The organism is Streptomyces sp. NPDC051322, assembly GCF_040689485.1.
Lineage (GTDB): Bacteria > Actinomycetota > Actinomycetes > Streptomycetales > Streptomycetaceae > Streptomyces.
In genome coordinates this window covers 276220-301506 of record NZ_JBFBAK010000007.1, presented here as the reverse complement: position 1 = coordinate 301506, position 25287 = coordinate 276220, and the positions used below count along the sequence as shown (strand labels likewise).

Annotated in this window: 23 protein-coding genes; 17 read left to right on the top strand and 6 right to left on the bottom strand. The window is 69.6% G+C overall.

From position 1 onward, the window contains the following. The first annotated feature begins 55 nt into the window (after nucleotides 1–55). The 11 genes from AB0436_RS18735 (at nucleotide 56) to AB0436_RS18685 (ending at nucleotide 12683) form a co-directional block, all read left to right on the top strand. Nucleotides 56–454 carry a cell division protein SepF gene (locus AB0436_RS18735; protein WP_365851281.1) on the top strand — a complete coding sequence of 133 codons (399 nt, stop codon included), beginning with the start codon at nucleotides 56–58 and terminating at the stop codon, nucleotides 452–454. 55 nt (nucleotides 455–509) lie between these two features. After that, the gene (locus AB0436_RS18730) at nucleotides 510–1634 is read left to right on the top strand and encodes an ATP-binding protein (protein WP_366468992.1); all 1125 of its coding nucleotides are present in this window, start codon (nucleotides 510–512) and stop codon (nucleotides 1632–1634) included. Further along, nucleotides 1631–1981, top strand: a complete 351-nt coding sequence (locus AB0436_RS18725; protein WP_366468991.1) for a nucleotide pyrophosphohydrolase — start codon at nucleotides 1631–1633, stop codon at nucleotides 1979–1981. The genes AB0436_RS18730 and AB0436_RS18725 overlap by 4 nt, the downstream gene beginning before the upstream one ends. A 122-nt stretch (nucleotides 1982–2103) precedes the next feature. Continuing rightward, nucleotides 2104–2565, top strand: coding sequence for a DUF6099 family protein (locus AB0436_RS18720; RefSeq protein WP_366468990.1), 462 nt, complete (start codon nucleotides 2104–2106; stop codon nucleotides 2563–2565). Between the two features lie 80 nt (nucleotides 2566–2645). Then, the gene (locus tag AB0436_RS18715) at nucleotides 2646–3566 is read left to right on the top strand and encodes an LLM class F420-dependent oxidoreductase (RefSeq protein ID WP_366468989.1); all 921 of its coding nucleotides are present in this window, start codon (nucleotides 2646–2648) and stop codon (nucleotides 3564–3566) included. Between the two features lie 28 nt (nucleotides 3567–3594). Beyond that, nucleotides 3595–4497, top strand: coding sequence for a homocysteine S-methyltransferase (mmuM, locus tag AB0436_RS18710; protein ID WP_366468988.1), 903 nt, complete (start codon nucleotides 3595–3597; stop codon nucleotides 4495–4497). Nucleotides 4498–4585: 88 nt separating this feature from the next. Next, nucleotides 4586–6088, top strand: coding sequence for a 3' terminal RNA ribose 2'-O-methyltransferase Hen1 (locus AB0436_RS18705; RefSeq protein ID WP_366468987.1), 1503 nt, complete (start codon nucleotides 4586–4588; stop codon nucleotides 6086–6088). 11 nt (nucleotides 6089–6099) lie between these two features. Continuing rightward, nucleotides 6100–8697, top strand: coding sequence for a polynucleotide kinase-phosphatase (locus AB0436_RS18700; protein ID WP_366469116.1), 2598 nt, complete (start codon nucleotides 6100–6102; stop codon nucleotides 8695–8697). 49 nt (nucleotides 8698–8746) lie between these two features. Next, nucleotides 8747–9973 carry an arginine deiminase gene (locus AB0436_RS18695; RefSeq protein WP_366468986.1) on the top strand — a complete coding sequence of 409 codons (1227 nt, stop codon included), beginning with the start codon at nucleotides 8747–8749 and terminating at the stop codon, nucleotides 9971–9973. Between the two features lie 120 nt (nucleotides 9974–10093). Continuing rightward, on the top strand, nucleotides 10094–11101 hold the full coding sequence (gene argF / locus AB0436_RS18690; protein WP_366468985.1) for an ornithine carbamoyltransferase: 1008 nt from the start codon (nucleotides 10094–10096) through the stop codon (nucleotides 11099–11101). Between the two features lie 154 nt (nucleotides 11102–11255). After that, nucleotides 11256–12683: an amino acid permease gene (locus tag AB0436_RS18685; protein ID WP_366468984.1), complete on the top strand. Its 1428-nt coding sequence runs from the start codon at nucleotides 11256–11258 to the stop codon at nucleotides 12681–12683. Here the strand turns inward: AB0436_RS18685 and AB0436_RS18680 are convergent. Continuing rightward, nucleotides 12655–13089 carry an ATP-binding protein gene (locus tag AB0436_RS18680; protein ID WP_366468983.1) on the bottom strand — a complete coding sequence of 145 codons (435 nt, stop codon included), beginning with the start codon at nucleotides 13087–13089 and terminating at the stop codon, nucleotides 12655–12657. The genes AB0436_RS18685 and AB0436_RS18680 overlap by 29 nt on opposite strands. Nucleotides 13090–13417: 328 nt before the next feature. On the opposite strand from AB0436_RS18680, the gene AB0436_RS18675 reads away from it, so the two are divergent. Continuing rightward, nucleotides 13418–14245 (top strand): enoyl-CoA hydratase family protein, encoded by an 828-nt coding sequence (locus AB0436_RS18675; protein WP_366468982.1) that lies wholly within the window; start codon nucleotides 13418–13420, stop codon nucleotides 14243–14245. Next, nucleotides 14230–16530, top strand: coding sequence for a bifunctional salicylyl-CoA 5-hydroxylase/oxidoreductase (locus tag AB0436_RS18670; RefSeq protein ID WP_366468981.1), 2301 nt, complete (start codon nucleotides 14230–14232; stop codon nucleotides 16528–16530). Before AB0436_RS18675 ends, AB0436_RS18670 begins: the two co-directional genes overlap by 16 nt. Here AB0436_RS18670 and AB0436_RS18665 read toward each other — a convergent pair. The 3 genes from AB0436_RS18665 to AB0436_RS18655 all read right to left on the bottom strand — a co-directional run bounded on the left by AB0436_RS18665 (nucleotide 16517) and on the right by AB0436_RS18655 (nucleotide 19485). Beyond that, complete coding sequence (locus AB0436_RS18665; RefSeq protein ID WP_366468980.1) at nucleotides 16517–17338, bottom strand: GNAT family N-acetyltransferase; 822 nt, start codon at nucleotides 17336–17338, stop codon at nucleotides 16517–16519. The two genes, AB0436_RS18670 and AB0436_RS18665, sit on opposite strands and share 14 nt — an antisense overlap. Nucleotides 17339–17395: 57 nt before the next feature. Further along, nucleotides 17396–17743 (bottom strand): VOC family protein, encoded by a 348-nt coding sequence (locus AB0436_RS18660; protein WP_366468979.1) that lies wholly within the window; start codon nucleotides 17741–17743, stop codon nucleotides 17396–17398. 86 nt (nucleotides 17744–17829) lie between these two features. Beyond that, nucleotides 17830–19485, bottom strand: coding sequence for an AMP-binding protein (locus tag AB0436_RS18655; RefSeq protein WP_366468978.1), 1656 nt, complete (start codon nucleotides 19483–19485; stop codon nucleotides 17830–17832). 81 nt (nucleotides 19486–19566) lie between these two features. Here AB0436_RS18655 and AB0436_RS18650 point away from each other — a divergent pair, with 81 nt between their 5' ends. From AB0436_RS18650 to AB0436_RS18635, 4 genes are all read left to right on the top strand, one after another. Beyond that, complete coding sequence (locus tag AB0436_RS18650; protein WP_366468977.1) at nucleotides 19567–20676, top strand: acyl-CoA dehydrogenase family protein; 1110 nt, start codon at nucleotides 19567–19569, stop codon at nucleotides 20674–20676. Further along, complete coding sequence (locus AB0436_RS18645) at nucleotides 20673–21071, top strand: RidA family protein (RefSeq protein WP_366468976.1); 399 nt, start codon at nucleotides 20673–20675, stop codon at nucleotides 21069–21071. Before AB0436_RS18650 ends, AB0436_RS18645 begins: the two co-directional genes overlap by 4 nt. A gap of 1 nt (nucleotide 21072) precedes the next feature. Next, complete coding sequence (locus AB0436_RS18640; RefSeq protein ID WP_366468975.1) at nucleotides 21073–21906, top strand: alpha/beta hydrolase; 834 nt, start codon at nucleotides 21073–21075, stop codon at nucleotides 21904–21906. Between the two features lie 64 nt (nucleotides 21907–21970). Continuing rightward, entirely contained in the window at nucleotides 21971–22894 is a 924-nt protein-coding gene (locus tag AB0436_RS18635; RefSeq protein WP_366468974.1) for an acetamidase/formamidase family protein, read from the top strand. A 418-nt stretch (nucleotides 22895–23312) separates the two neighbouring features. Here the strand turns inward: AB0436_RS18635 and AB0436_RS18630 are convergent, their stop codons facing one another. Beyond that, nucleotides 23313–23771 (bottom strand): VOC family protein, encoded by a 459-nt coding sequence (locus tag AB0436_RS18630; protein ID WP_366468973.1) that lies wholly within the window; start codon nucleotides 23769–23771, stop codon nucleotides 23313–23315. 84 nt (nucleotides 23772–23855) lie between these two features. Beyond that, nucleotides 23856–25229, bottom strand: a complete 1374-nt coding sequence (locus tag AB0436_RS18625; protein ID WP_366468972.1) for an MFS transporter — start codon at nucleotides 25227–25229, stop codon at nucleotides 23856–23858. Between the last annotated feature and the right edge of the window lie 58 nt (nucleotides 25230–25287).

Genomic DNA, 25287 nt, shown 5'->3' with positions numbered 1-25287 from the left:
GTGAGTGGCGTCAGAATTGGCTGATGCAGATAGAGAGCCCAACCGAGGTGGTCCGGTGAGCAGGTACGACAGGTACGACGTCACCGACGAACAGTGGGAGGGGCTCGCCCAGGTCGTTCCGTTGCGTGGCCGCAATGAATGGCCGTCGAGAGTCGACCACGAGACGATCCCCAACGACTACGCGGAGAGCGAGCAGCGCCGCTTCGTCGTGCTGCGCGTGCAGGTCTTCGCGGACGCCCGTGAAGTCGCGCAGTACCTCATCGCGCAGGTCCCGGTGCTGCTGGACCTGACCGGAGCGGAGACCGAAGTAGCCAAGCGCATCCTGGACTTCAGCAGCGGCGTGGTCTTCGGCCTGGGCAGCGGGATGCACCGAGTGGACAAGAACGTCTTTCTGCTGGCTCCGGTGGGCACCGAAGTGGAGGGCATCGCGGCGGCGGCCGTCCCCCGATCGTAGGAAGGTCGGAAGGCGGAACGGTTCGTCACTCCGGTGCCCGCATACGGTCCGGAGCATGGATGCATCCCCAGCACGTCCGACCGTCACCCAACTGCGGCTCTCCGCCTTCAAGTCGCACCGGCGCGCCGCTTTCCCGCTCGCTCCACTGACCCTTTTCGCGGGAGCGAGCGGGAGCGGCAAGTCGAGTGTCCTGGAGGTGTACGAGGCGCTGGCGCGGCTCGGCGCGGGGGACGAACTCGGTGACGTCTTCGACGATCCGGCCGGCTGCATTCCGGAACAGGCGGGCGCGGACGCTCAGGGGCGCCGGGGATTCAGGATCGGCTGCACCGTCGACGGCCCGGCAGGTCCGGTGGAACTCGATCTCGCCGTCCAGGCGGAGCCCGAACTGCGCATCGTCGGCGAACGCCTGACGGCGGGCGGCAAGCTGCTGCTTTCCACGGCGCTGCGTGATCCGGCGCGCCCGACGGTGCAGGCCGCCTGGCACACCGCGGGCAATGTCCCGGTCACCCGCGCGCCGCTGCCCGACGACCGGCTCGGTACCGCACTGCTCCCGCTGCGGGTCGCGGGCCGGACCGAGGGTCAGCGGCAGGTGCTGGCCGCCGCCGAGCAGGTGGTGGTGGCGTTGCGGTCGGTGTTCGCCTGTGACCCGCAGCCGCAACGGATGCGCCGTCCGGCGACGGTAGGGGAGGGGCGGCTGCGGCGCGGCTGTGACAACCTCGCCGAGGTGCTCTACCGGACCCAGTCCGAATGCGCCATCCGGCACAAGCAGTTGGTCGCTGCCGCCCGTGCTGGATGCTCGGGGCCGGTGGACGCGGTGCAGGCCGAGGAACTGCTGAACGGGACCGTACGGGCGGTGCTCGGCCGCGGCGACCGGTCGGCGACCCCGGTCGGCCGACTCGGTGAGGGTGAGCTGCGCTATCTGGCCCTGGCGCTGGTGCTGCTCACCGGGCCCGGCGTGCTGGCGGTGGATCCGGCCGGCGAGGTGCCCCCGGCGATGCAGTCACTCACGGTCCTTGCCGACGGTTTCGACCGCTCGCTGGACGGACGGCAGACGCGGGAACTGGTGGCGCTGGCGGCGGCGATCTGCGGCCAGGGCCATATCCGCGTGGTGGGGACGGCGGCGCACAACTCGTCCGCCCGCGAGGTGGCGGGCGCCACGGTGGTAGACCTGAGCGCGTGACAGAACTGGATGTGGCGCGACTGCAGCGTCGGCTGGCCGAGTTCGCCGCGGCACGGGACTGGGAGCAGTACCACACGCCGAAGAATCTGGTGGCGGCGCTGAGCGTCGAGGCAGCGGAGCTGCTCGAGATCTTTCAGTGGCTGACCCCCGAGCAGTCCGCGCGGGTGATGGACGATCCCGGAACCGCACACCGGGTGCGGGACGAAGTCGCTGATGTGCTGGCCTATCTGCTGCAGTTCTGCGAGGTGCTGGAGATCGATGTACTTGGGGCGCTTTCGTCCAAAATAGACCGCAATGAGAAGCGTTTTCCGGTGAAAGGGGCCGACGATTGTCACTCTCCGGAGTGAGTGAGTTATCAACAACCGGCTTCGAGTCCACAGATTTGCGAAATCCCCTGGCTTTTGGGACTTCCGGACCTCACTCTGGGTAATGGAAAGAGAGACGGAAAGTCCTGTGAACGGGGGCAGGGATGGACGGGGTGCGGCTCGTCGCGATCAGCCGGGACGCGCTGGCGCGCAGTCTGCCGGAGCTGGGCACCATGGTGGAGGCCTGGCAGGCTCAGGCGCTCGCTCAGGCCGTGGGCGGGCATCTGGCGCTGAGAGGTCCGCCGGAGCTGCGGGCGGAGGCCCGGGCGCTGGGTGAGGCGGGGGGCAGGGGCTGCGGGGCCTTCGAACTTCCGATGCCGCATGGCGGGCGGATACGCGCCGCCCAGCTGACCGAGGTCGCCGACGTTCACGCCGTGTTGACCGAGCTCGGAGTGTTGCTGGGAGAAGTGGGCATTGCCCTGGTCGGCGTCGCGTGCGGCACGGACGACGAGGGGGTCTACTGGCAGTGCATCGAGGCCATGGACGCAGCTGACGAGTCGGGCGACAGAGTGCGGGGAATGCTGCGCAGACTGGAGGCACGGGACGAGGAGAGGTCGCGGGGCTGACGCGGCGCTGATGGCCACGCCGGGACGCGGCAGGCGATGCGAGGGCCGTCGGGTCGCAGGTGAAGGTGCAGGATGGATGCATGGATCTTCGAATCTTCACTGAGCCCCAGCAAGGGGCGAGCTATGACACTCTGCTGACCGTCGCCAAGGCCACCGAGGACCTCGGCTTTGATGCCTTCTACCGCTCCGACCACTATCTGCACATGGGGCCGGGGGACGGGCTCCCCGGCCCGACCGATGCCTGGATCACTCTGGCCGGACTCGCTCGGGAGACCAAGCGGATCCGTCTCGGCACCCTGATGACCGCCGGCACCTTCCGGCTGCCGGGTGTGCTGGCCATCCAGGTGGCGCAGGTGGACCAGATGTCGGGTGGCCGGGTCGAACTGGGCCTGGGCGCCGGCTGGTTCGAGGACGAGCACCGGGCGTACGGAATCCCCTTCCCGAAGGAGAAGTTCGGCCGGCTCGAGGAGCAGCTGGCGATCATCACCGGGCTGTGGGGCACCGAGATCGGTGAGACGTTCAGCTATGACGGCACCTACTACCAGCTTGCCGATTCCCCGGCACTGCCCAAGCCCGCGCAGTCGAGGGTGCCGGTACTGATCGGCGGACACGGCGCGACCCGTACCCCTCGGCTGGCCGCGCAGTACGCCGATGAGTTCAACATCCCGTTCGCCTCCATCGAGGACAGCGAGCGACAGTTCGGACGGGTGAAGCTGGCGGCCGAGGCAGCCGGCCGGACCAGCGATCTGGTGTACTCCAACGCCCTGGTCGTCTGTGTCGGCAAGGACGACGCGGAGGTGGCGCGTCGGGCGGGCGTCATCGGACGGGAACCGGCCGAACTCAAGGCGAACGGCCTTGCGGGCTCACCCGCCGAGGTCGTCGACAAGATCGGCCGTTACGGGGCCATCGGGGCATCCCGGATCTACCTCCAGGTCCTCGATCTCGATGACCTCGACCATCTGGAGCTGATCTCCTCGCAGGTCCTTTCCCAGCTGAAGTAGACGGCCGAAGGAGGCGGAGGAAACACCTGTGCAGCCCGTCCGTCCACTCGCCGCCGCGCTCGCCGAGCGCACCGTCCTGCTGGACGGGGGCCTGTCCAACCAGCTGAGCGCGCAGGGCTGCGATCTGTCCGACGCGCTCTGGTCGGCCCGGTTGCTCGCCGACGATCCGCAGCAGATCGCGGCGGCCCACCGGGCCTACCTCCGGGCGGGTGCGCAGGTGCTGATCACGGCGAGCTATCAGGCGACGTTCGAAGGTTTCGAGCGACGCGGAATCCCCGGCGGCCCAGCAGCGGCCCTGATGGCCCGTAGCGTCGAGCTGGCCCGCGCGGCCGGCGGGTCGGTGGACCGGGAGGTCTGGATCGCCGCCTCCGTCGGGCCGTACGGCGCGATGCTCGCGGACGGCAGCGAATACCGCGGGCGGTACGGGCTCTCGGTGCGGGAGCTGGAGCTTTTCCACCGGCCGCGTATCGAGGCACTGGCGGCAGCGGTCCCCGATGTGCTTGCCCTGGAGACCGTCCCCGACACCGACGAGGCGGAGGCACTGCTGCGTGCGGCCGAGGGGTGCGGGGTCCCGGCCTGGCTCTCGTACAGCATTGCGGGAGACCGGACCCGGGCCGGGCAGCCGCTGGCCGAAGCCTTCGCGCTCGCCGTGGATCATGACCAGGTGATCGCCGTAGGGGTGAACTGCTGCGAGCCCGAGGACACGGAGCGGGCGGTGGGGCTTGCCGCAGCCACCGGGAAGCCGGTGGTGGTCTATCCCAACAGCGGCGAGCAGTGGGACGCCCGAAGCCGCAGCTGGCGCGGCGGGGCCACCTTCGCTCCGGAACGGGTGCGGCAGTGGGAGGCGGCCGGCGCCCGGCTGGTGGGCGGCTGCTGCCGGGTCGGCCTCGCGGAGATCGCCGAGCTTGCGGAGCTGATGGCGATGGGGTGACGGGACTACCCGGCACGGGGCATCCACAACGCCGCGAAGAGAGGAAACCCTCTGGTCAGGACGGGGGAAGCGGACGATACTCGTACGGGTGTTCCTGACGATCAGTACCACCGGCACCCCCGACCGTCCCGCCACGGACCTCGGCTTCTTGCTGCACAAGCATCCCGACAAGGCGCAGACGTTCTCCACCTCCCACGGCACGGCCCATGTGCTCTATCCCGAGGCCACCCCCGAGCGCTGCACGGCGGCGCTACTGCTGGAGGTGGACCCGGTGGCGCTGGTACGACGGGGCAAGGGCAAAGGCCGCGGTGGTGCTCCCGATTCGGCGCTGGCGCAGTACGTCAACGACCGCCCGTACGCCGCCTCCTCGTTGCTGTCCGTCGCCATGACCACCGTTTTCAAGAGCGCCCTGCGCGGGGTGTGCAAGGCTCTGCCCGAGCGGGCGGCGGCTCCGATGCCGCTGCGGATCGAAGTGCCCGCACTGTCCGCACGCGGCGGACCGGAACTGGTGCACAAGCTGTTCGGCCCGCTCGGTTGGCAGCGGGTGAAGTCCGAACCCGTCGCGCTGGACGAAAAGTTCCCGGAGTGGGGCGAATCGCGTTACGTGAAGCTGCTGCTCGAGGGCGAGCTGCGGCTCGCCGACGCGCTGCGGCAGCTCTACGTCCTGCTGCCGGTGCTCGATGACGCCAAGCACTACTGGGTCGCGCCCGACGAGGTCGACAAACTGCTGCGCGCGGGGGAGGGCTGGCTGGCCGACCACCCGGAGCAGAAGCTGATCACCAGCCGTTACCTGTCACGCCGCTGGGGACTGACCCGGCAGGCGATGGAGGCGCTGGAACTGGTCAGGCTCGCCGAGGCCGACGACACCGAGATCGAGGAGATCGACAACGCGGTCGCAGCGACGACGGCGGAGTCGGAAGCCGAGGAGGAGAAGCCGGCCTCTCTGGCGGTGCAGCGCCGCGAGGCGATTCTGGAGGAGCTGCGTAACAGCGGCGCGAGCCGGGTGCTCGACCTCGGGTGCGGACAGGGCCAGCTGGTGCGCGAACTGCTGAAGGACGTGCGCTTCACCGAGATCGTCGGCGTGGACGTGTCCATGCGCGCGCTCGCGGTGGCAGCGCGCCGACTGCGCCTCGAGCAGATGGGTGAGCGCCAGTCCGGGCGGGTGAAGCTGATGCAGGGCTCTCTCGCGTACACCGACAAACGACTGAAGCGCTATGACGCCGCGGTGCTCAGCGAGGTCGTGGAGCATGTCGACCCGGAGCGGCTGCCCGCCCTGGAGTACGCGGTGTTCGGTGCGGCCCGGCCGCAGACCGTCCTGGTGACCACCCCCAATGTGGAGTACAACGTCCGCTGGGAGAGCCTTCCGGCCGGGGAGAAACGCCACGGTGACCACCGTTTCGAGTGGACCCGCGAGGAGTTCCGCGGCTGGGCGCGGAAGGTCGCAGAGCGACACGGCTACGAGACGGAGTTCGTCCCGGTGGGGCCGGACGACCCCGAGGTCGGACCGCCGACCCAGCTGGCCGTGTTCCGCAGGGTCGCCAAGGCCGCGACCGTCAAGGACGCGACCACGAAGGAGGCGAAGGCGGCATGAACGGCACACCGATGACACCGGACCCGACCGGCGCACCCGGCGGATCCGCCACGACCGGCGCGCGCACTCTGCCGGTGACGGACCTCTCCCTGGTGGTCCTCGTCGGCGCCACCGGATCCGGCAAATCCACCTTCGCGCACCGGCACTTCAAGCCAACCGAGATCATCTCCTCGGACTTCTGCCGCGGCCTGGTCACCGACGACGAGAACGACCAGAGCGCCAGCGGCGATGCCTTCGACGTGCTCCACTACATTGCCGGGAAACGGCTGGCCGCCGGGCGGCTGACCGTGGTCGACGCGACCAACGTGCAGGCGGAGAGCCGTAAGCAGCTGGTCCGGCTGGCCCGCGAACACGACGTGCTGCCCATCGCGATCGTCCTGGACCTGCCCGAGGAGGTCTGCGCCGAGCGCAACGCGGCGCGGCCCGACCGTGCCGGGATGCCCCGCCATGTCATCCAGCGCCACCGCCGCGAACTCCGGCGTTCGCTGCGCGGTCTGGAACGTGAGGGCTTCCGGAAGGTGCACATCCTGCGCAGCGCGGCGGAGGCCGAAGCCGCGGAAGTCGTCCTGGAGAAGCGCTACAACGACCTCACCCACCTCACCGGTCCGTTCGACATCATCGGCGACATCCACGGTTGCCGCTCCGAACTCGACACCCTGCTCACCGAACTCGGCTACGTGGACGGTGCCCACCCCGAGGGACGCACCGCCGTCTTCGTCGGCGACCTCGTCGACCGCGGCCCGGACAGTCCCGGCGTGCTGCGCCGGGTCATGTCGATGGTGGCCGAGGGCAACGCGCTCTGCGTGCCCGGGAACCACGAGAACAAGCTCGGCCGTTACCTCAAGGGACGCAAGGTTCAGCGCAGCCACGGCCTCGCCGAGACCATCGAACAGCTGGAGAAGGAGGACGACACCTTCCGCGAGCAGGTGCGGGAGTTCATCGACGGGCTCGTCAGCCACTACGTCCTGGACGGTGGCAAGCTGGTGGTCTGCCACGCCGGCCTGCCGGAGAAGTACCACGGCCGCACCTCGGGCCGGGTACGCTCGCACGCGCTGTACGGGGAGACGACCGGCGAGACCGACGAGTTCGGCCTGCCCGTGCGCTACCCGTGGGCCGAGGACTACCGCGGCAGCGCCGCCGTCGTCTACGGTCACACGCCGGTGCCCAGCACGAGCTGGATCAACAACACCATCTGCCTGGACACCGGCGCGGTCTTCGGCGGTCGGATGACGGCCCTGCGCTGGCCCGAGCGCGAGCTCGTCGACGTACCGGCCGAGCAGGTCTGGTACGAGCCGGCCAGGCCGCTGACCACCGAGGCGCCCGGCGGCCATGACGGGCGTCCGCTGGACCTCGCGGATGTGCAGGGCCGCCGGGCGGTGGAAACCCGGCACTCCGGCCGGATCGCGGTCCGCGAGGAGAACGCGGCGGCCGCGCTGGAGGTCATGAGCCGTTTCGCCGTCGACCCGCGGCTGCTCGCCTACCTCCCGCCGACCATGTCGCCCACCGGGACCTCGCACGCCGAGGGCTACCTGGAACATCCGGCTGAGGCCTTCGCCCAGTACCGGTCGGACGGGGTGGCGAAGGTCGTGTGCGAGGAAAAGCACATGGGCTCGCGGGCGGTGGCCCTGGTCTGCCGGGACGCCGATGTGGCGCGCGAACGGTTCGGTACGGACGGCGGGGTCACCGGGTCGCTGCACACCCGTACCGGGCGCCCGTTCTTCACGGAGCCCGTCAGCGGTTCCGCCGCGGGCCCCTCGGTCACCGAGGAGATCCTGGGCAGGCTGCGCACCGCCGTCACCGAGGCCGGCCTCTGGGACGAGCTGGCCACCGACTGGGTGCTGCTCGACGCCGAGTTGATGCCCTGGTCCCTCAAGGCCACCGGTCTGCTGCGCAAGCAGTACGCCGCGGTCGGCGCCGCATCGCGCGCCGTGTTCCCCGCTGTCACCGGGGCCCTCGAAGCGGCGGCCGCCCGTGGTGTCGAGGTGGCCGGGCTGCTCACGAGGCAGCGCCAACGGGCCGAGGACGCCATCGCGTTCACCGAGGCCTACCGCCGGTACTGCTGGACCACCGATGGCCTGAAGGGGGTGCGGATCGCGCCGTTCCAGTTCCTGGCGGTACAGGGCCGCTCGCTCGCGGCCGTACCGCACGACGAGCAGCTGAGCTGGCTCGACCGTCTCGTCGAGCACGACCAGAGCGGTCTGCTGCAGACCACCCGGCGGCTGATCGTCGACACCGGCGACGCGGAGTCCGTGCGGTCGGGTACCGACTGGTGGCTGGAGATGACCGGACGCGGCGGAGAAGGCATGGTCGTCAAGCCGCTGCAGGCCCTCGCCCGGGACGGAAAGGGCCGGCTGGTCCAGCCGGGCATCAAGGTGCGCGGCCGGGAGTACCTGCGGATCATCTACGGCCCCGAGTACACCCGGCCCGACAACCTGGCCCGGCTGCGCGGGCGTTTCCTCGGCCACAAGCGCTCGCTCGCCCTGCGCGAGTACGCGCTCGGCCTGGAGGCGCTGGACCGGCTGGCGGACGGCGAACCGTTGTGGCGGGTCCATGAGGCCGTCTTCGCGGTGCTGGCCCTGGAGTCGGAACCGGTCGACCCGCGGCTCTGAACGGAGCGTTCGGGGGGTGAGCGCAGCGGCCGGGGGACAGGATGGAGGCATGGGATTCCATGTCGACTCCGAGACCGGGCCGCTGCGCCGCGTCATTCTTCACCGGCCCGATCTAGAGCTGAAGCGGCTCACCCCGAGCAACAAGGACGCGCTGCTCTTCGACGATGTGCTCTGGGTGCGGCGCGCCCGCCAGGAGCACGACGGTTTCGCGGACGTGCTCCGGGACCAGGGGGTGCAGGTGCACCTCTTCGGCGACCTGCTGCGCGAGACGCTGGAGGTTCCCGAGGCCCGCACCCTGGTGCTGGACCGGGTCTTCGACGAGAAGGAGTACGGGCCGCTCGCCACCCACCATCTGCGCACCGCGTTCGACGACCTGTCGGTCGCCGAACTCGTCGAGGCCCTGGTCGGCGGGATGACCAAGCGCGAGTTCCTGGAGCGGCACCACGAGCCGACCTCGGTGCGCTTCCATGTGATGGACCTGGACGACTTCCTGCTCCGGCCACTGCCGAACCACATCTTCACCCGGGACACCTCCGCCTGGATCTACGACGGCGTCTCCATCAACGCGATGCGCTGGCCGGCCCGGCAGCGCGAGACCGTCCACTTCGAGGCGATCTACCGCCACCACCCGCTCTTCACCGGCTCGGGCGCCTTCCACCACTGGTCGCAGGGGCAGGTCGACTATCCGTCGACCATCGAGGGCGGCGATGTCCTGGTCATCGGCAACGGCGCGGTGCTGATCGGCATGAGCGAGCGCACCACCCCGCAGGCGGTGGAGATGCTGGCCAGGGGACTCTTCGCTGCTGGTTCCGCGCACACCATCGTGGCGCTCGACATGCCGAAGCGCCGGGCATTCATGCATCTCGACACGGTGATGACCATGGTCGACGCCGACACCTTCACCCAGTACGCCGGGCTCGGCATGCTCCGCTCCTACACGATCGAGCCGGGCGACGGCGAGAGCGAGCTGACGGTCACCGACCACGCTCCCGAAGAGATGCACCGCGCCATCGCGGCAGCGCTGGGTATGAAGGACATCCGGGTACTGACCGCGACGCAGGACGTGCACTCCGCGGAGCGCGAGCAGTGGGACGACGGCTGCAATGTGCTGGCCGTCGAGCCGGGGGTGGTCGTCGCCTACGAGCGCAATGTCACCACCAACACGCATCTGCGCAAGGAGGGGATCGAGGTCATAGAGATCCCCGGCAGCGAGCTGGGCCGGGGCAGGGGCGGTCCCCGCTGCATGAGCTGCCCCGTCGAACGGGGTGCCGCGTAGCCGCCGCGCGGAGCGGCCGGGGCGGCGGGAAGAGTCGGCGTGACGAGGGTGTCGTATAGTGATGCGCTCCATCGCATATACTTCCGTTATTCGTGCGTTCGCGACCCAGGAGCAGTCATCATGGCGATAGACCTCGCAGGCCGCCACTTCCTCAAGGAGCTGGACTTCACCGCGGAGGAGTTCGGCAGCCTGATCGAGTTGGCCGCCGAACTCAAAGCGGCCAAGAAATCCGGCACCGAAGTGCAGCGGCTGCGCGGCAGGAACGTCGCCCTGATCTTCGAGAAGACCTCCACCCGCACCCGCTGCGCCTTCGAGGTGGCGGCCGCCGACCAGGGTGCGTCGACGACGTATCTGGATCCCTCCGGCTCCCAGATCGGGCACAAGGAGTCCTTCAAGGACACCGCCCGGGTGCTGGGCCGGATGTTCGACGCCATCGAATACCGCGGCGACAGCCAGCCCGATGTCGAGGTGCTCGCCGCGTACGCCGGGGTGCCCGTCTACAACGGCCTCACCGACGACTGGCACCCCACCCAGATGCTGGCCGACGTCCTGACCATGACCGAGCACAGCGACAAGCCGCTGGAAGAGATCTCGTTCGCCTATCTCGGTGACGCGCGCTTCAATATGGGCAATTCGTACCTGATCACCGGTGCGCTGCTGGGTCTGGACGTACGGATCGTCGCGCCTGAGGCCTACTGGCCCGCCGAGGACGTGATCGCCCGGGCCAACAAGCTCGCCGCGGCCAGTGGTGCGACCGTCACCCTCACCGCGGACACCGCGACGGGCGTCCGTGGCTGCGACTTCGTCATCACCGACGTCTGGGTCTCGATGGGGGAGCCCAAGGACATCTGGGCGGAACGCATCGCCGACCTCGCGCCGTACGCGGTGACGATGGATGTGCTCAGGGCCACCGGCAACCCGAAGGTGAAGTTCCTGCACTGTCTGCCCGCCTTCCACGACCTGGGCACCGCGGTCGGGCGGGAGATCCATGAGCAGTACGGGCTGAGTGAGCTGGAGGTCACCGACGAGGTCTTCGAGTCGGAGCACTCGATCGTCTTCGACCAGGCCGAGAACCGGATGCACACCATCAAGGCGATCATGGTCGCCACGCTGGCGGGCAAAGCATAGACATTCCGCCAAGTGGGTGAATATGGGAAGCGGCGGTTAGTGTGTCGCCGATCGGTGGGGTTCGGGCTCGCACGCTCGAACCCCACTTCGCTGCGTTCGCTGCCGGCCCGGCCGACCACGCGGTGAGCTGTACGTCCAGAGAGAGAACCACCTGATGAGTCCGCTGCGTCCGTCCGGACTGCGTATCAAGCCCCCGGAAACCCTGATCGCCGAATCCGGCGCGGACCTGGAGGGGCACGGTCTGCAGCGCACCATGGGGCTCTTCCAGCTGGTGTGCTTCGGTGTCGGCGCCATCGTCGGGACCGGCATTTTCGTCGGCCTCTCCGACACCGTCGCCGAGGCCGGCCCCGCCGTCATCGTCTCGTTCGTGCTGGCGGCCATCACCTGCGTCTTCACCGCCTTCTCCTTCGCCGAGCTGGGCGGTGCCATCCCGGTGTCCGGGAGTTCCTACTCCTTCGCCTACGCCACACTCGGTGAGCGCGCCGCTTTTCTGGTCGGCTGGTGCCTGCTGCTGGAGTACGGCGTCTCGGTCAGCGCCGTCGCCGTCGGCTGGAGCCAGTACCTGAACGAGTTGCTGAACAGCATCCTCGGAGTGCAGTTGCCCGCCGTGCTCTCCAGCGGACCCGGTGACGGGGGCGTCATCAATCTGCCTGCCGTCATCGTGATCGCGCTGGCCGCCGTGCTCCTGGTTCGCGGAGTCCGGGAGAGCGCACGGGCCACCACGGCGATGGCGGTACTCAAGATCGGAATCCTGCTCTTCTTCTGCGCCATCGCCTTCACCGCGTTCCGGGCCGGTCATCTCGTGCCGTTCGCGACGGCCGGTGTCGGCGGCATCACCTCCGGCGCGTCGGTCGCCTTCTTCTCCTACATCGGCTTCGACGCGATCACCACGGCAGGCGAAGAGGTCAAGAACCCCCGGCGCAACATCCCTGTCGCGATCATGGTCTGCATCGGGGTCGTGACGGTGCTCTACTGCGCGGTCGCGGTGGCAGCCATCGGCGCCTTCGGTGCGGATGCCGTCGGGGGCAAGCCCGCCGCGCTCTCCTTGATCGTCGACCAGGTCACCGATTCGACGATCGGCGGCGGCATCATCGCCTTCGGCGCGGTCGTGGCCATCGCCTCGGTGGTGCTGGCCGTGATGTACGGACAGACCCGCATTCTGATGTCGATGTCCCGCGACGGGCTGGTTCCCCGCGTGTTCGAGAAGGTCTCGACGAGGACCTCGACGCCCGTGGCCAACACCTGGATCGTGGCGGCCGTCTTCGCGGCGCCGGCCGCCTTCGCCTCGCTCGACGTGGTGGTGAATCTGACGACCATCGGTGCGCTGGCGACCATGGTCGCGGTGAATGTCGCCGTGATCGTGCTGCGTCGCAGCCACCCCGCGCTGCCGCGCTCCTTCCGGGCACCGCTCTTCCCGCTGAGTCCGATCGCCGGTGTGGGCTTCTGCGTGTACCTGATGTACGGGACGGGCCGGCAGGCCTGGGCGCAGTTCGCGGCGTTCCTCGTCGTCGGCCTGCTCGTCTACGCCGGGTACGGCCGCCGTAACTCCCGGCTCAGCCGGACGGAGCCGGCGGCAGTGTGAACCAGATCGCCTTGCCGTGTTCGGTGGGGCGGTGGCCGTAGTCCGAGCTGAGCGTACGGATGAGCAGCAGACCGCGGCCGTGTTCCTGCCAGGGGTCGGGCACTCCGGCGGGCGGCGGGCGGACGAGATCGCCCGGCGGCACCGGATCGCGGTCGTGCACTTCGACCTGGCAGCCCGCGGGCAGCAACTCGATGACCAGCTCGATGGGCCCGTCACCGACGGTGTGCTCCACGGCGTTGCCCACCAGTTCGGCGGTGAGCAACTCGGCCGTGTCACGGTCTGCCGAGGTGGCCTCGCCCTCGATGTCGGCAAGTACCGTCCGGATCAGCGCACGCGCGATGGGGACGGCAGCCGCGCTGTGCGGCAGCGCCAGACGCCAGGCGGCGGGGTGATGGAGGTCGGGCACAGCTGGAGTTCCGATCGGTCTCGTTCGGTGTCCTTCGGGCGTACAAGGCGCACGGGTCGTGCCAGGTGCATGGACCGTACGCGGCGCATGGTTCGTAGGAGGCGCACGAGTCGTGGGGCGTTCGGTGAAGGGGAATGTCCTGCTTTCAACCTTACGAACGGGGGGCCCGTGCGAGAAGGGACGGCGGCCAACAGGAAAAGGGATATGCGACACATCCGGCCGGGGCTTCCGACATGAGCCGACCTACTACTTCTTTATTGCGTACCCGTGACGGTAGTCACGAAGAAGTGATATTTTGGGTTCTCCGATCGTAGGAGGCCGCATTTTCATGAGCCCCTTTTCCGGTTCGTCCAGCCGCACGGAGCAGTGGCGCCACCTCCGTCTGACCAGGCAGGACGGAGTGGCCACGGTCACCCTGGCGCGCGCCGAGAAGCTCAACGCGCTCACCTTCGGAGGCTACGCGGATCTCCGTGACCTGCTCGCCGAGCTCTCTCGTGAGCGATCGGTGCGGGCGTTGGTTCTCGCCGGGGAGGGCCGCGGTTTCTGCTCGGGCGGCGATGTCGACGAGATCATCGGTGCCACGCTCGCCATGGACACCGCCCAGCTGCTGGACTTCAACCGGATGACCGGGCAGGTGGTGAGGGCGCTGCGGGAGTGCCCCTTCCCGGTGATCGCGGCCGTGCACGGGGTAGCCGCGGGCGCCGGAGCTGTGCTGGCGCTGGCCGCCGATTTCCGGATCGCCGACCCGTCCGCCCGGTTCGCCTTCCTCTTCACCAAGGTGGGGCTGTCCGGAGGCGACATGGGAGCCGCCTACCTGCTGCCCCGGGTCGTCGGGCTCGGCCACGCCACCCGGCTGCTGATGCTGGGCGAGCCCGTCCGCGCCCCGGAGGCCGAGCGCATCGGTCTGATCAGCGAGCTGGTGGATGAGGGCCGGACCGACGAGCGGGCCGCCGCCCTGGCCCGCCACCTCGCGGAAGGTCCCGCCCTCGCGTACGCACAGACCAAGGCGCTGCTCACCGCGGAGCTCGACATGCCGCTCGGCGCCGCCGTCGAGCTGGACGCCGCGACGCAGGCCCTCCTGATGAACGGTGCGGACTACGCGGAGTTCCACGCCTCCTTCACGGAGAAGCGGCCGGCCAAGTGGCAGGGCAGGTAGCCGTGCCACCGGCCCTACGGGTCGCAGTCGTCGGCGGCGGCCCGGGCGGTCTCTACGCGGCCGCGCTGCTCAAACGCCTCGACCCGGCGCGCTCCGTCACCGTCTGGGAGCGCAATGGCCCGGACGACACCTTCGGATTCGGCGTGGTCCTCTCGGACGAGACGCTCGGCGGTATCGAGCACGCCGATCCGGTCGTGCACCGTGCGCTGCAGGCCGAATTCGTACGGTGGGACGACATCGACATCGTGCACCGCGGCACCGTGCTCACCTCGGGCGGCCACGGTTTCGCGGCGCTCGGCAGGCGCCGCCTGCTGGAGATCCTGCACGAGCGCTGCACCTCGCTGGGCGTGCGGCTGCGCTTCCGCGAGACGGCGCCGCCCGCCGGGGAACTGGCAGTCACACACGACCTGGTGATAGCCGCCGACGGGGTGCACAGCGCCACCCGCGAGGCATACGCGGACGTCTTCGCACCGCGGATCACCACCCACCGGTGCCGCTACATCTGGCTCTCCGCACCCTTCGCCTTCGCCGCCTTCCGCTTCGAGATCGCCGAAACCGAACACGGCGTGATGCAACTGCACGGCTATCCCTACCGGGACGATGCCTCCACCGTCATCGTCGAGATGCGCGAGGAGGTCTGGCGGGCCGCCGGACTCGACCGCTGCGACGAGCGGGAATCCACCGAGCGATGTGCCAAGATCTTCGCCGACGCGCTCGGCGGCAGGCCCCTGGTCGGCAACAACTCGGCGTGGACCGCCTTCCGTACCGTCGTCAACGACCGCTGGTCGCACGGCAACACGGTGCTGATCGGCGACGCCGCGCACACCGCCCATTTCTCCATCGGCTCCGGCACCAAGCTCGCCGTCGAGGATGCTCTGGCGCTGGCCGCGAACATCGAGGAGCAGCCCGATCTGCCGGCTGCCCTCGCCGCCTATGAGGCCGAGCGCCGGCCCGTCGTCGCCTCGACCCAACGGGCGGCCGGCGCCAGTCTGGAGTGGTTCGAGCAGCTGGAGACGTATCTCGACCAGCCGCCGCGCCAGTTCGCCTTCAATCTGCTCACCCGTAGCCGCCGCGTCACCCACGACAATCTGCGGCTGCGTGACGCCGCCTTCACCGACGCGGTGGAACGCGACTTCGGCTGCCTGCCGGACCGGCCTCCGATGTTCACCCCCTTCAGGCTGCGCGGCCTCGAACTGCGCAACCGCATCGTGGTCTCACCGATGGACATGTACTCGGCGGAGGACGGGGTCCCCGGCGACTTCCACCTCGTCCACCTGGGCGCCCGGGCACTCGGTGGGGCCGGACTGGTGATGACCGAGATGGTCTGTGTCAGCGCGAAGGGCCGCATCACCCCCGGGTGTACCGGTCTCTACACCGCCGAACAGGCCACCGCCTGGCAGCGGATCACCGGATTCGTCCACCAGCAGTCACCCGGCGCGGCCATCGGTGTCCAACTCGGCCACTCGGGCCGCAAGGGCTCCACCCGGCTCATGTGGGAGGGCATGGACCAGCCGCTGCCCGACGGCGTCAACTGGCCGCTCTCGGCGGCATCCCCGCTCCCCTACCTTCCAGGCGTCAGCCAGGTGCCCGGTGTGCTCGACCGGGCCGGGCTCGACGAGATCCGCGAACAGTTCGCCGTCTCCGCCAGGCATGCGCTGCGCTGCGATTTCGACCTGCTCGAGCTGCACTGCGCGCACGGTTATCTGCTCTCCGGTTTCCTCTCCCCGCTCACCAACCGGCGCACCGACGGTTACGGCGGGCCGCTCCGCGCCCGCCTGCGCTTCCCGCTGGAAGTCTTCGACACCGTCCGGGAGATCTGGCCCGCCGAGCGACCCATGACGGTCCGCATCTCGGCGACGGACTGGGCGCCGGGCGGCAACACGGCCGACGAGGCAGTGCAGATCGCCCGCGCCTTCGCGGCGCACGGCGCGGACGCCATCGATGTGTCGACCGGCCAGGTCGTCGCGGACGAGCAGCCGGCCTTCGGCCGCTCGTACCAGACTCCGTACGCCGACCGCATCCGCAACGAGGTGAACGTACCGGTGATCGCGGTCGGCGCCATCTCCTCCTGGGATGACGTCAACTCCCTGCTGCTGGCGGGCCGCACCGATCTGTGCGCGCTGGCCCGCCCGCATCTCTACGATCCGCACTGGACGCTGCACGCGGCAGCGGAGCAGGGCTATGCGGGTCCGGCCGCGCCCTGGCCGTTGCCCTACCGGTCCGGCAGCCGTCCGCCGCAGACAGGCAGAACCGACGCACCCAAGCCGCGGCTCAGCCTCGGCTGACGACGACGCGGTCGGCGATCGGGCGGAATCCGATGCGCCGGTAGACGCCGTTACTGGTGGCATTTGCGAGGTCGGTGAAGAGCAGCACCTCGGCGGCGCCGGCGTCCAGCGCCGCCCGGCTGACCTCGGCGGTCACGGCCGCCGCGTAGCCCCGTCCGCGCTGCTCAGGCGGGGTGTACACGGGAGCGACCCGCACCGAACCGGCGGTCGGCCGGGTGCACCCGGCCAGGGAGACCGGACAGCCTTCGATCTCCCAGAGGACCAGTCCGCCGTACGACAACCGGTCGTCCACCGCCCCTTCCGCCGGCGCCGGCTGCCCGGTCTCCCTGCCGAAGGCCGTGTACCACTCCATCAGCAGCGCCCGATCGCCCGCACCAGCGTCGCGGGGCGCGCCCAAAGGCATCGGCTGGGGCGGCGTCAAATCACCCAGTCGGTAGAGCAGTTGCTGCTCCTCGGTGACTGCGGTGGGCCACCGGGCGGTGAGTGCTGCGCCGACCGACCGCTCGGCGTTGACGACGGTCACGTCCAACTGCTCGAGCGCATCGGCAAGGGGCCGGACCGCCTCGGTGGGGCTCACGCCTACCTGCAGGGGATACGGCGGTGTCCATGCCACGGTCCCGCTCACCGCACCGTTCGCCGCACGCCACCAGCCGAAGAGCGGCGACCCATCGCCGTACACCTGGAGGCCCCGGCGCCGCAGACCTTCGGTCACGGTCAGCAGCACGGTGTTCTCTGCGGGGTGAGCGGCGAGCGCGGGGCCCGCAGTGGCCAGGAAGGCGTCGAGGTCATGGGTGAAGGTCCAGGTCATGCCTCAGCATGCCGGATCCGGTGGGGGACCGGCACGTGAGTTGTCACGGCCGACGGACTAGGACACCGGGTTCTCGAGCAGGGTGACCCGATTGCCGTCGGGATCGTGGACGGCGGCGAACCGCACGTTCACGCCGCCCGGCTGGATCGCACCGGCGGCAATTCCGACAGCGGCAAGCTTCGACAGGGTGGCGTCCAGGTCGTCGACCACCAGGTTGAGCAGGGTCGATCCCGCGTGCTCGGGGGACTCGAACACCTGGATCCACCCGCTCGGAGAGATATGCCAGTCGGCCAGCCCGGGCATCGGCCGCGTATCGGCAGGCCTTCCCAGCAGCCGCTCGTACCAGGCCACCGCGGTCCCGATGTCGGTCACCGGGGCCACCGCGAGAACATGTGTGAAAGACATGGGCGGGACCGCCTTTCGCTGTGCATCCGCACCTTTACCAGTGCAGACCTGCGCAGCGCGGAATTCTCATCGCCGACCGCCCGGCATCACTCCTCGCGCAGTCGGAACCGCTGCAGTTTCCCGGTAGGCGTTCGCGGCAGCGCGTCCAGGAAGACCACCTCGCGCGGGCACTTGTAGGGCGCCAGCTCGCCCCGCACGAATTCCTTCAGCGCCTCCGCGTGCCGCTCCGCACCCTCCCGAAGCACCACATAGGCGGCCACCACCTGCCCCCGCCGGTCGTCCGTCCTGCCGATCACGGCGGCCTCCATCACATCCGGATGCCGCAGCAGCGCGTCCTCGACCTCGGGACCCGCGATGTTGTATCCGGCAGAGATGATCATGTCGTCCGCCCGGGCGACATAGCGGAAGTAGCCGTCCGGATCCCGGATGTAGGCGTCGCCGGTCAGGTTCCAGCCGTCCCTCACGTACTCGCTCTGCCGCTCATCGGCGAGATAGCGGCACCCCACCGGCCCGCGCACCGCCAGCAGACCGGGTTCGCCGTCGGGTACCGGTCGGCCCGCGGTGTCCACCACCCGAGCCTGCCAGCCCGGGACCGGCTGCCCGGTCGTCCCGGGGCGGATCGCGTCGTCCGCCGCGGAGATGAAAATGTGCAGCAGTTCGGTGGCTCCGATGCCGTTGATGATGCGCAGGCCGGTCCGCTCGTACCAGTCCTGCCAGGTGGACGCGGGCAGGTTCTCGCCGGCCGAGACGCAGCGCCGCAGGGCGGAGAGGTCGTGGGCCCCGACGTCGTCGAGCATCGTGCGGTACGCGGTCGGCGCGGTGAACAGCACTGTCACCCGGTGCTCGGCGAGTGCGGGCAGCAACTGCCGGGGAGCGGCCTGTTCGAGGAGCAGGGACGACGCGCCGGCCCGCATCGGGAAGATGACCAGGCCGCCGAGGCCGAAGGTGAACCCGAGCGGCGGGCTGCCCGCGAAGACATCGTCCGGCTGAGGTTTCAGGAGGTGCCGCGAGAAGGTGTCGGCGATCGCCAGCACATCCCGGTGGAAGTGCATACAGCCCTTGGGGCGCCCGGTCGTGCCCGAGGTGAAGGCGATCAGGGCCACATCGTCGGACGAGGTCTCGACGGCCGGGTAGTCGTCGGGCCTGGCGGCGGCCAGCCGCAGCAGATCCCCGGGCCCCTCACCGCCGTACGTGGTGATCCGCAGCCCCGGTACCTCGGCCTTCGCCAGATCGTCCACCGACCTGATGTCGCACAGCGCGTGGCTGATCCGGGCGATCTCGCACATGGTGGCCAGCTCGTGAGAACGCTGCGCGGCCAGCACGGTCACCGCCACCGCGCCCGCCTTCATCACCGCGAGCCAGCAGGCCGCCAGATGCGGCGTGGTCGGCCCGCGCAACAGCACCCGGTTTCCCGGCACGACCCCGAGGTCGGAGGTGAGGACATGGGCGATCCGTCCGACCTCGGCGCGGAGTTCGCCGTACGTCCACACCTCGCCCGCGCCGGTACGGAAGACAGGGCGGTCCGCACCGAAGCGCTCGATGGTCCGGTCGAGGAGCTCGGCTCCACAGTTGAGCCGGTTCGGATACGTGCCGTCCGCAGGAGCCCCGTCGGCAGCGGGCCCGTCCGGGCCCGCCCGTTCCGCACGCTGGGGAGGGTCGAGGAGCAGCTTCGGCCACTGGTGAGCGGGTGGCAGCTGCTCGCGGGGAAAGGTGTCGACGTGCGCTGATGTTTTCAGCTCCATGACGGGATCGCCCCCTTGTCGCATATGGAGCGTATCGTTTGCGTGACGACAGTCAACGGTTCACGATAGAGGGGATCGTCGATGCCCGCATTCGCGCTGGAAAAGGGCCGGCAGCGATGGTGCGAGGAGCTGCGGACGCTCGCCGCCGAGCAGCTGCATCCACTCGCCCGGCAGGGCGAGCCGGGACGGATCAACCGTCCCCTGGTTGCCGCCCTCGGTGCAGCCGGCCTGTTGGAGCGGCTCTTCGGAGCCGGCGCGCTGGACCTCTGTCTGATGCGGGAATCGCTCGCCTACGGCTGCACCGAGGCGGAGACCGCCCTCGCTCTCCAGGGCCTGGGCAGCTACCCGTTGGTGCAGGCAGGCACCCCGGAGCAGCGGAAGCGGCTGCTCCCCGAGGTGATCGCGGGCCGCGCGGTGGCGGCCTTCGCGCTGAGCGAGCCGGACGCGGGATCCGACGCGGCGGCCCTCGCGCTCGCCGCCGAACCGGACGCCACCGGATGGCGGCTTTCCGGCGAGAAGCGCTGGATCTCCAATGCTCCCGAAGCCGACTTCTACACGGTCTTCGCCCGCACCACCCAAGGCGCCGGGGCCCGCGGTGTCAGCGCGTTCCTGGTCCCCGCCGACCGGCCGGGGCTGACCGGCAGCGCGCTCGACATGCTCTCTCCGCACCCCATCGGAGCGCTGACCTTCGCCGGCGTTCCGGTCACCCGCGACGACCTGCTCGGTGAGCCCGACCGTGGCTTCCGGGTGGCCATGAACACCCTCAACCTGTTCCGCCCGAGCGTCGGTGCCTTCGCCGTGGGGATGGCCCAGTCGGCGCTGGACGCCACCCTCGCGCACACCGCGAGCCGTACGGCGTTCGGCGGCCCGTTGAAGGACCTTCAGGCCGTCGCCCACCAGGTCGCCGAGATGGCCACCCGGACCGAAGCGGCGCGGCTGCTGGTGTATGCGGCAGCCTCCGCGTACGACGCGGGAGCCGGCGGAATCGCGAAGCGCTCCGCGATGGCCAAGATGTTCGCCACCGAGACCGCACAGTACGTCGTGGACGCCGCCGTCCAACTGCACGGCGCCCGCGCGCTGCAACGCGGCCACCTGCTGGAACACCTCTACCGCGAGGTCCGTGCGCCCAGGATCTATGAGGGCGCCACCGAGGTCCAGCGCACCATCATCGCCAAGGAGCTGTACGGATGAGCCTCGACCGCGTCAACCCTCCGGAGCTCTCGCCGCCCACCGGCTTCTCGCACGCCGTCGCCGCCACCGGGAGCAGGCTGGTCTTCCTGGCCGGGCAGACCGCGCTGGACGGCGACGGCAAGGTCGTCGGCAGCACTCTGCCCGACCAGTTCGAGCGGGCACTGACCAATCTGCTCACCGCGCTGCGCGCGGCGGGCGGCGTCCCGGCCGACCTGGCAAGGGTCACCGTCTATGCCACCGATGTCGCGGACTACCGCGCCCACGCCGCCGAACTCGGCCGCATCTGGCGCGAACTGGCGGGCCGTGATTATCCGGCCATGGCCGTGATCGGCGCCACGCGGCTCTGGGACGAGCAAACCATGGTGGAAATCGACGGTGTCGCCGTACTGTCCTGACATGCCCGAGATCGAGCTCACCGCAGGCACCGTCAGTTACCAGGACACCGGGGGTCCCGGCCCCGTGGTGGTCCTGCTCCACGGACTCGTCCACGACGCCACCGTCTGGCGCGCGGTCATCGCGGACCTTCGGTCCGACCACCGGGTGCTCGCCCCGACCCTGCCGTACGGCTCGCACCGCACGCCGATGCGCCCTGAGGTGCCGCTGACCCCGGACTCGGTGGCCGAGCTCATCGCCGAGTTCCTCGACCGTCTCGACCTGACCGACGTGACCCTCGTCGAGAGCGACTGCGGCCGCGCCCAGTCCGTCGCCGCGCGTCATCCGGAACGCCTCGCCCGACTCGTCCTCATCTCCTGCGAGGCCTTCGACAACTACCCGCCGGGCGTCCCGGGCAAGCTGATCGGGGTGGCCTGCCGGGTACCCGGCGGAATCGCCTTCCTGGCCCGCACGCTCGCGCTCAAACCGCTCCGCCGCCTACCGGTGGGTGTCGGCGCGCTCACCAAGCGGCCGGTGCCGGACGAGATCGTGGACGGCTGGCTGCACCCGCTGCTCACCGACCCGGCGATCCGGGCCGACTTCCGCCGTTACACGCTGGGCGTGCGTAAGTCGGAGCTGCTCGAAGCGGCCGACGGATTGCGGAAGTTCGACAAGCCGGCCCTGGTGGTCTGGGCGACCGAGGACCGCATGATGCCACGGGCACACGGCCGCAGGCTGGCCGAACTCCTGCCGCAGGGCAGACTGGTGGAGATCGACGACAGCCGCACACTGATCGCCGAGGACCAGCCGGAACAACTGACACTCACGCTGCGGGAGTTCATCGCCGACACGACCTGAGCAGCCCACTCCCGCACCCGCACCCGTACCCGCACCCGACTTCCCCCCGGAGGACCCGCTCTTCATGTCTGGATTCAGCGTCCACAGCGACCGGATACATCACGCTTGGGACCGTGCCACAGCCCCCGTCGCCACCCTCGCTCCGGGCGCCGAAGGGGTCCTGGAGTTCCAGGACGCGAGCGGTGGACAGCTTCGACCGGGTTCGTCCGCCGCCGAACTGACCAAGCTCGACTTCGGCCGCCTCAACCCGGTGACCGGCCCGCTGTACGTCGAGGGGGCCGAGCCCGGCGACGCACTCGTCGTCGACATCCTCGACATACGGGTGGGGGAGTGGGGCTGGACGGCCTGCCTGCCCGGTTTCGGGCTGCTCGCGGACGACTACCCCGACCCTTATCTGCGCATCTCCCGCATCGCCAACGGTTATGCCGAACTACTGCCGGGCCTGAGCATCCCCGTAGTACCGATGGTCGGCACGATCGGCGTGGCCCCGCCCGAACCAGGGCCGCATTCGGTCATCCCGCCCCGCCGCTGGGGCGGCAACATGGACATCCGGCACATCGGACCCGGCGCCCGGCTGATCCTGCCGGTCGGTGTGCCGGGCGCGCTGCTGTCCGCCGGGGACGCGCACGCGGCGATGGGCGACGGCGAGGTCTGCGGCACCGGAATCGAGACGGCGGCAACCGTCCGGCTCCGGGTGGACGTACGCAAGGGAGTGGCCCCGCGCACTCCCGTCATCGAAACCGACGCGAGGACCGCCCGAACCGGCGCGGCGCTGGCGACCACCGGTATCGGACCCGACCTGATGGCGGCGGCGAAGGACGCCGTCCGGGCACTGATCGAGGAGATCACCGCCCGCACCGGGCTGACCCCGCAGGACACGTATCTGCTGGCGAGCGTCGCCGCCGATCTGAAAATCTCCGAGGTGGTGGACGCCCCCAACTGGGTCGTCTCCGCGCACCTCGAGCGCGCGCTGCTCGACGCGGCCTGAGCCGGCCCCACCTGAGCAACCGGTCGGGGCCACCGTTGTCAGACACGCCGTCAGACAGACCGGTGTCAGACAGACCGGTGTCAGACACGCACGACGCGTGGCCCCACCGCGGCGAAGTCCGCGGCGACTTCCTCCTCCATCGCCGTGTCGGTGACCACCACGTCGAAGTTCCGGAGGTCGCGGAAGCGGAGGTCAAACGGACGATGTGCCAACGAGCACGGCGGCGGGTGCTTCTCACCGACAGCAGACTCGGCGCGCTGGTCCGCGCCGCCGTCAGGGCAGCACCGCCACCGTCCGGTGGCCGTTGGCAGCCGGCTCCCGCGACTCGTTGACACCGTTGCCCCCGGGGTCGACGCGACTGAGTGTCCGTTTCGCGCCCTACGTCTGACCGCGGGGTTGCGCCCCCGCGGTCAGACGTTCACGGGCGCGGCTTGACGTTGAGATTCACACCGAGGGTCGTTTCGCTGTCGACGACGGTCCAGCTGCCGCCGGGGTAGAGGCCGACGTTGCGCAGCACGTACCCGAGGTCTTCGAGTTCGCCGACCACCGCGTCGCGTGCCTCACCCACCTGGAAACCGATGTGGTGGACGCCGTTGCCGTGCTTGTCGAGGAACTCCCTGAACGTGGAAGGGTTCTCGTCCGGCTCGTGCAGTTCGATGACGAAACCGCGCTCCTCACACGTGATCACGGCGAACTTCAGTCCGTAGCAAGCTGTTCGCCCGCGGTAGGTCTCGTTCGGGTTCGGCTCGGGCTTTGTGATGCGGACGTCCGGCCGCGGAGCATCCAGCAGCTGGCACCATGCGTCGAGAGCGCGGTCCATGTCGTCGACGACCAGTGCGATCTGGATGAAGCCGTTGAGCGGAATGGGATTCTTCATGGTCTGACTCTTTCTCCTTCGGTACGTCTGGCAGCCAGGGAGACAGGCGACTCGCGGATGGCGACGGCGCGGGGGTGCGGCTCCTCACGTCTCTGGCAGAAAGTCCCGTGCGGCTACGGGCGTTGAGGGTTCTGCGGGTTCCGGCAGAACCGCGGCAGCGGAGCCGACCGGGACGGCGGCTTGCGCTTCGACCGCTTCGGATGCGTCGGGGCCGGCCGCCTCGGGTGTTCCCGGCTCGACCGGCGGCGTCGGCCCGTCGGCCCGCCGCTCGCGGAACAGGACCGCGAAGACCACGAACGTCAGGAGCGAGACCGCCGTCGCGATGCCCCACAGAGCGTTCCAGTAGCCGAGTTCGGTGGTGGGATGGTTGCCGATCGCGCCGTTGTAGATGAAGCCGGCGACGAGCGCGCCCAGGCCCTGCCCGACACCGATGCTCAGGAAGAACAAGAGTGCCTGCGCCTGCGCCTTCAGCGCCGGGGCCACCATCCGGTCCACGTACATGCAGGCCGTGATCATGAAGAAGTCATTGCACGCCCCGTGCATGCCGACGACCACGTACGCCAGCCAGCGGTGACCGCCGTCCATGTACATGAACAGTCCGCAGCGGGCGACCCAGCAGATCAGTCCGACGGCGAGCACGCCCCGGTAGCCGATGGTGCGCAGCAGCAGCGGCAGCAGCAGGATGAACACCAGCTCGCACGCCTGCCCGAGAGACATGACGGAAGCGACGTTCTTGATGCCCGCGGCAGCCAGGTAGGTGGAGCCGTAGGCGTTGTAGATCGAGATCGGCACGGAGATCAGCAGCATGCACGCCATCAGCACCACGAACCGGCGCTGCCGGAAAAGGGTGAACGCGCCGCTTCCGATGACGTCGCCGGGCCGGAATCGCACGTTGCGCTGCTGCGGCGGGGTGGCGGGCAGGGTGAACGAGTACACGCCGAGCAGGAGGGCCCAGCCCGCCGCGAGGTAGAAGATGACGGAGCTTGCCGACAGGCCTGTCTGACCGACGATCAGGCCCGCCACGATCCACGATCCGGTGCCGAGCGCGCGGATGTAGGGGAAGACGTCGTGCCGGTCCTTCAGGTGGACGAACGCGATGTTGTTCGGCATCGCCTGGGTCGGCTGGAAGAAGATGGTGAAGACGAAGAGCAGGACGAGGAAGAGCGTGTCGTTGCCGGACTTCACCGCGCTGGGGAGGCAGAGCAGGACGGCGGCGCCCGCCAGGTGAAGGACGCCGAACACCTTCTGGGCCTGGAAGAAGCGGTCCGCCAGCGCGCCGACGAACATCGGGGAGATGACGGCGGCGACGGACGAGAAGACGAAGACGAGGCCGATGAGGCTGCTCAGACCGTGGTTGCTGAGCACGAGGCCGATCGTCGGAAACCAGGAACCGAAGACCAGGAACTCGAGGACCATCATGACGCCGAGGCGGGAGTACAGACCGGTGGATTTGTTCATCGATGGTGCTCCGTCGGGAATAAGGCCATCGTGGAGGCTTGGGGGCCTTGGGCCCTGG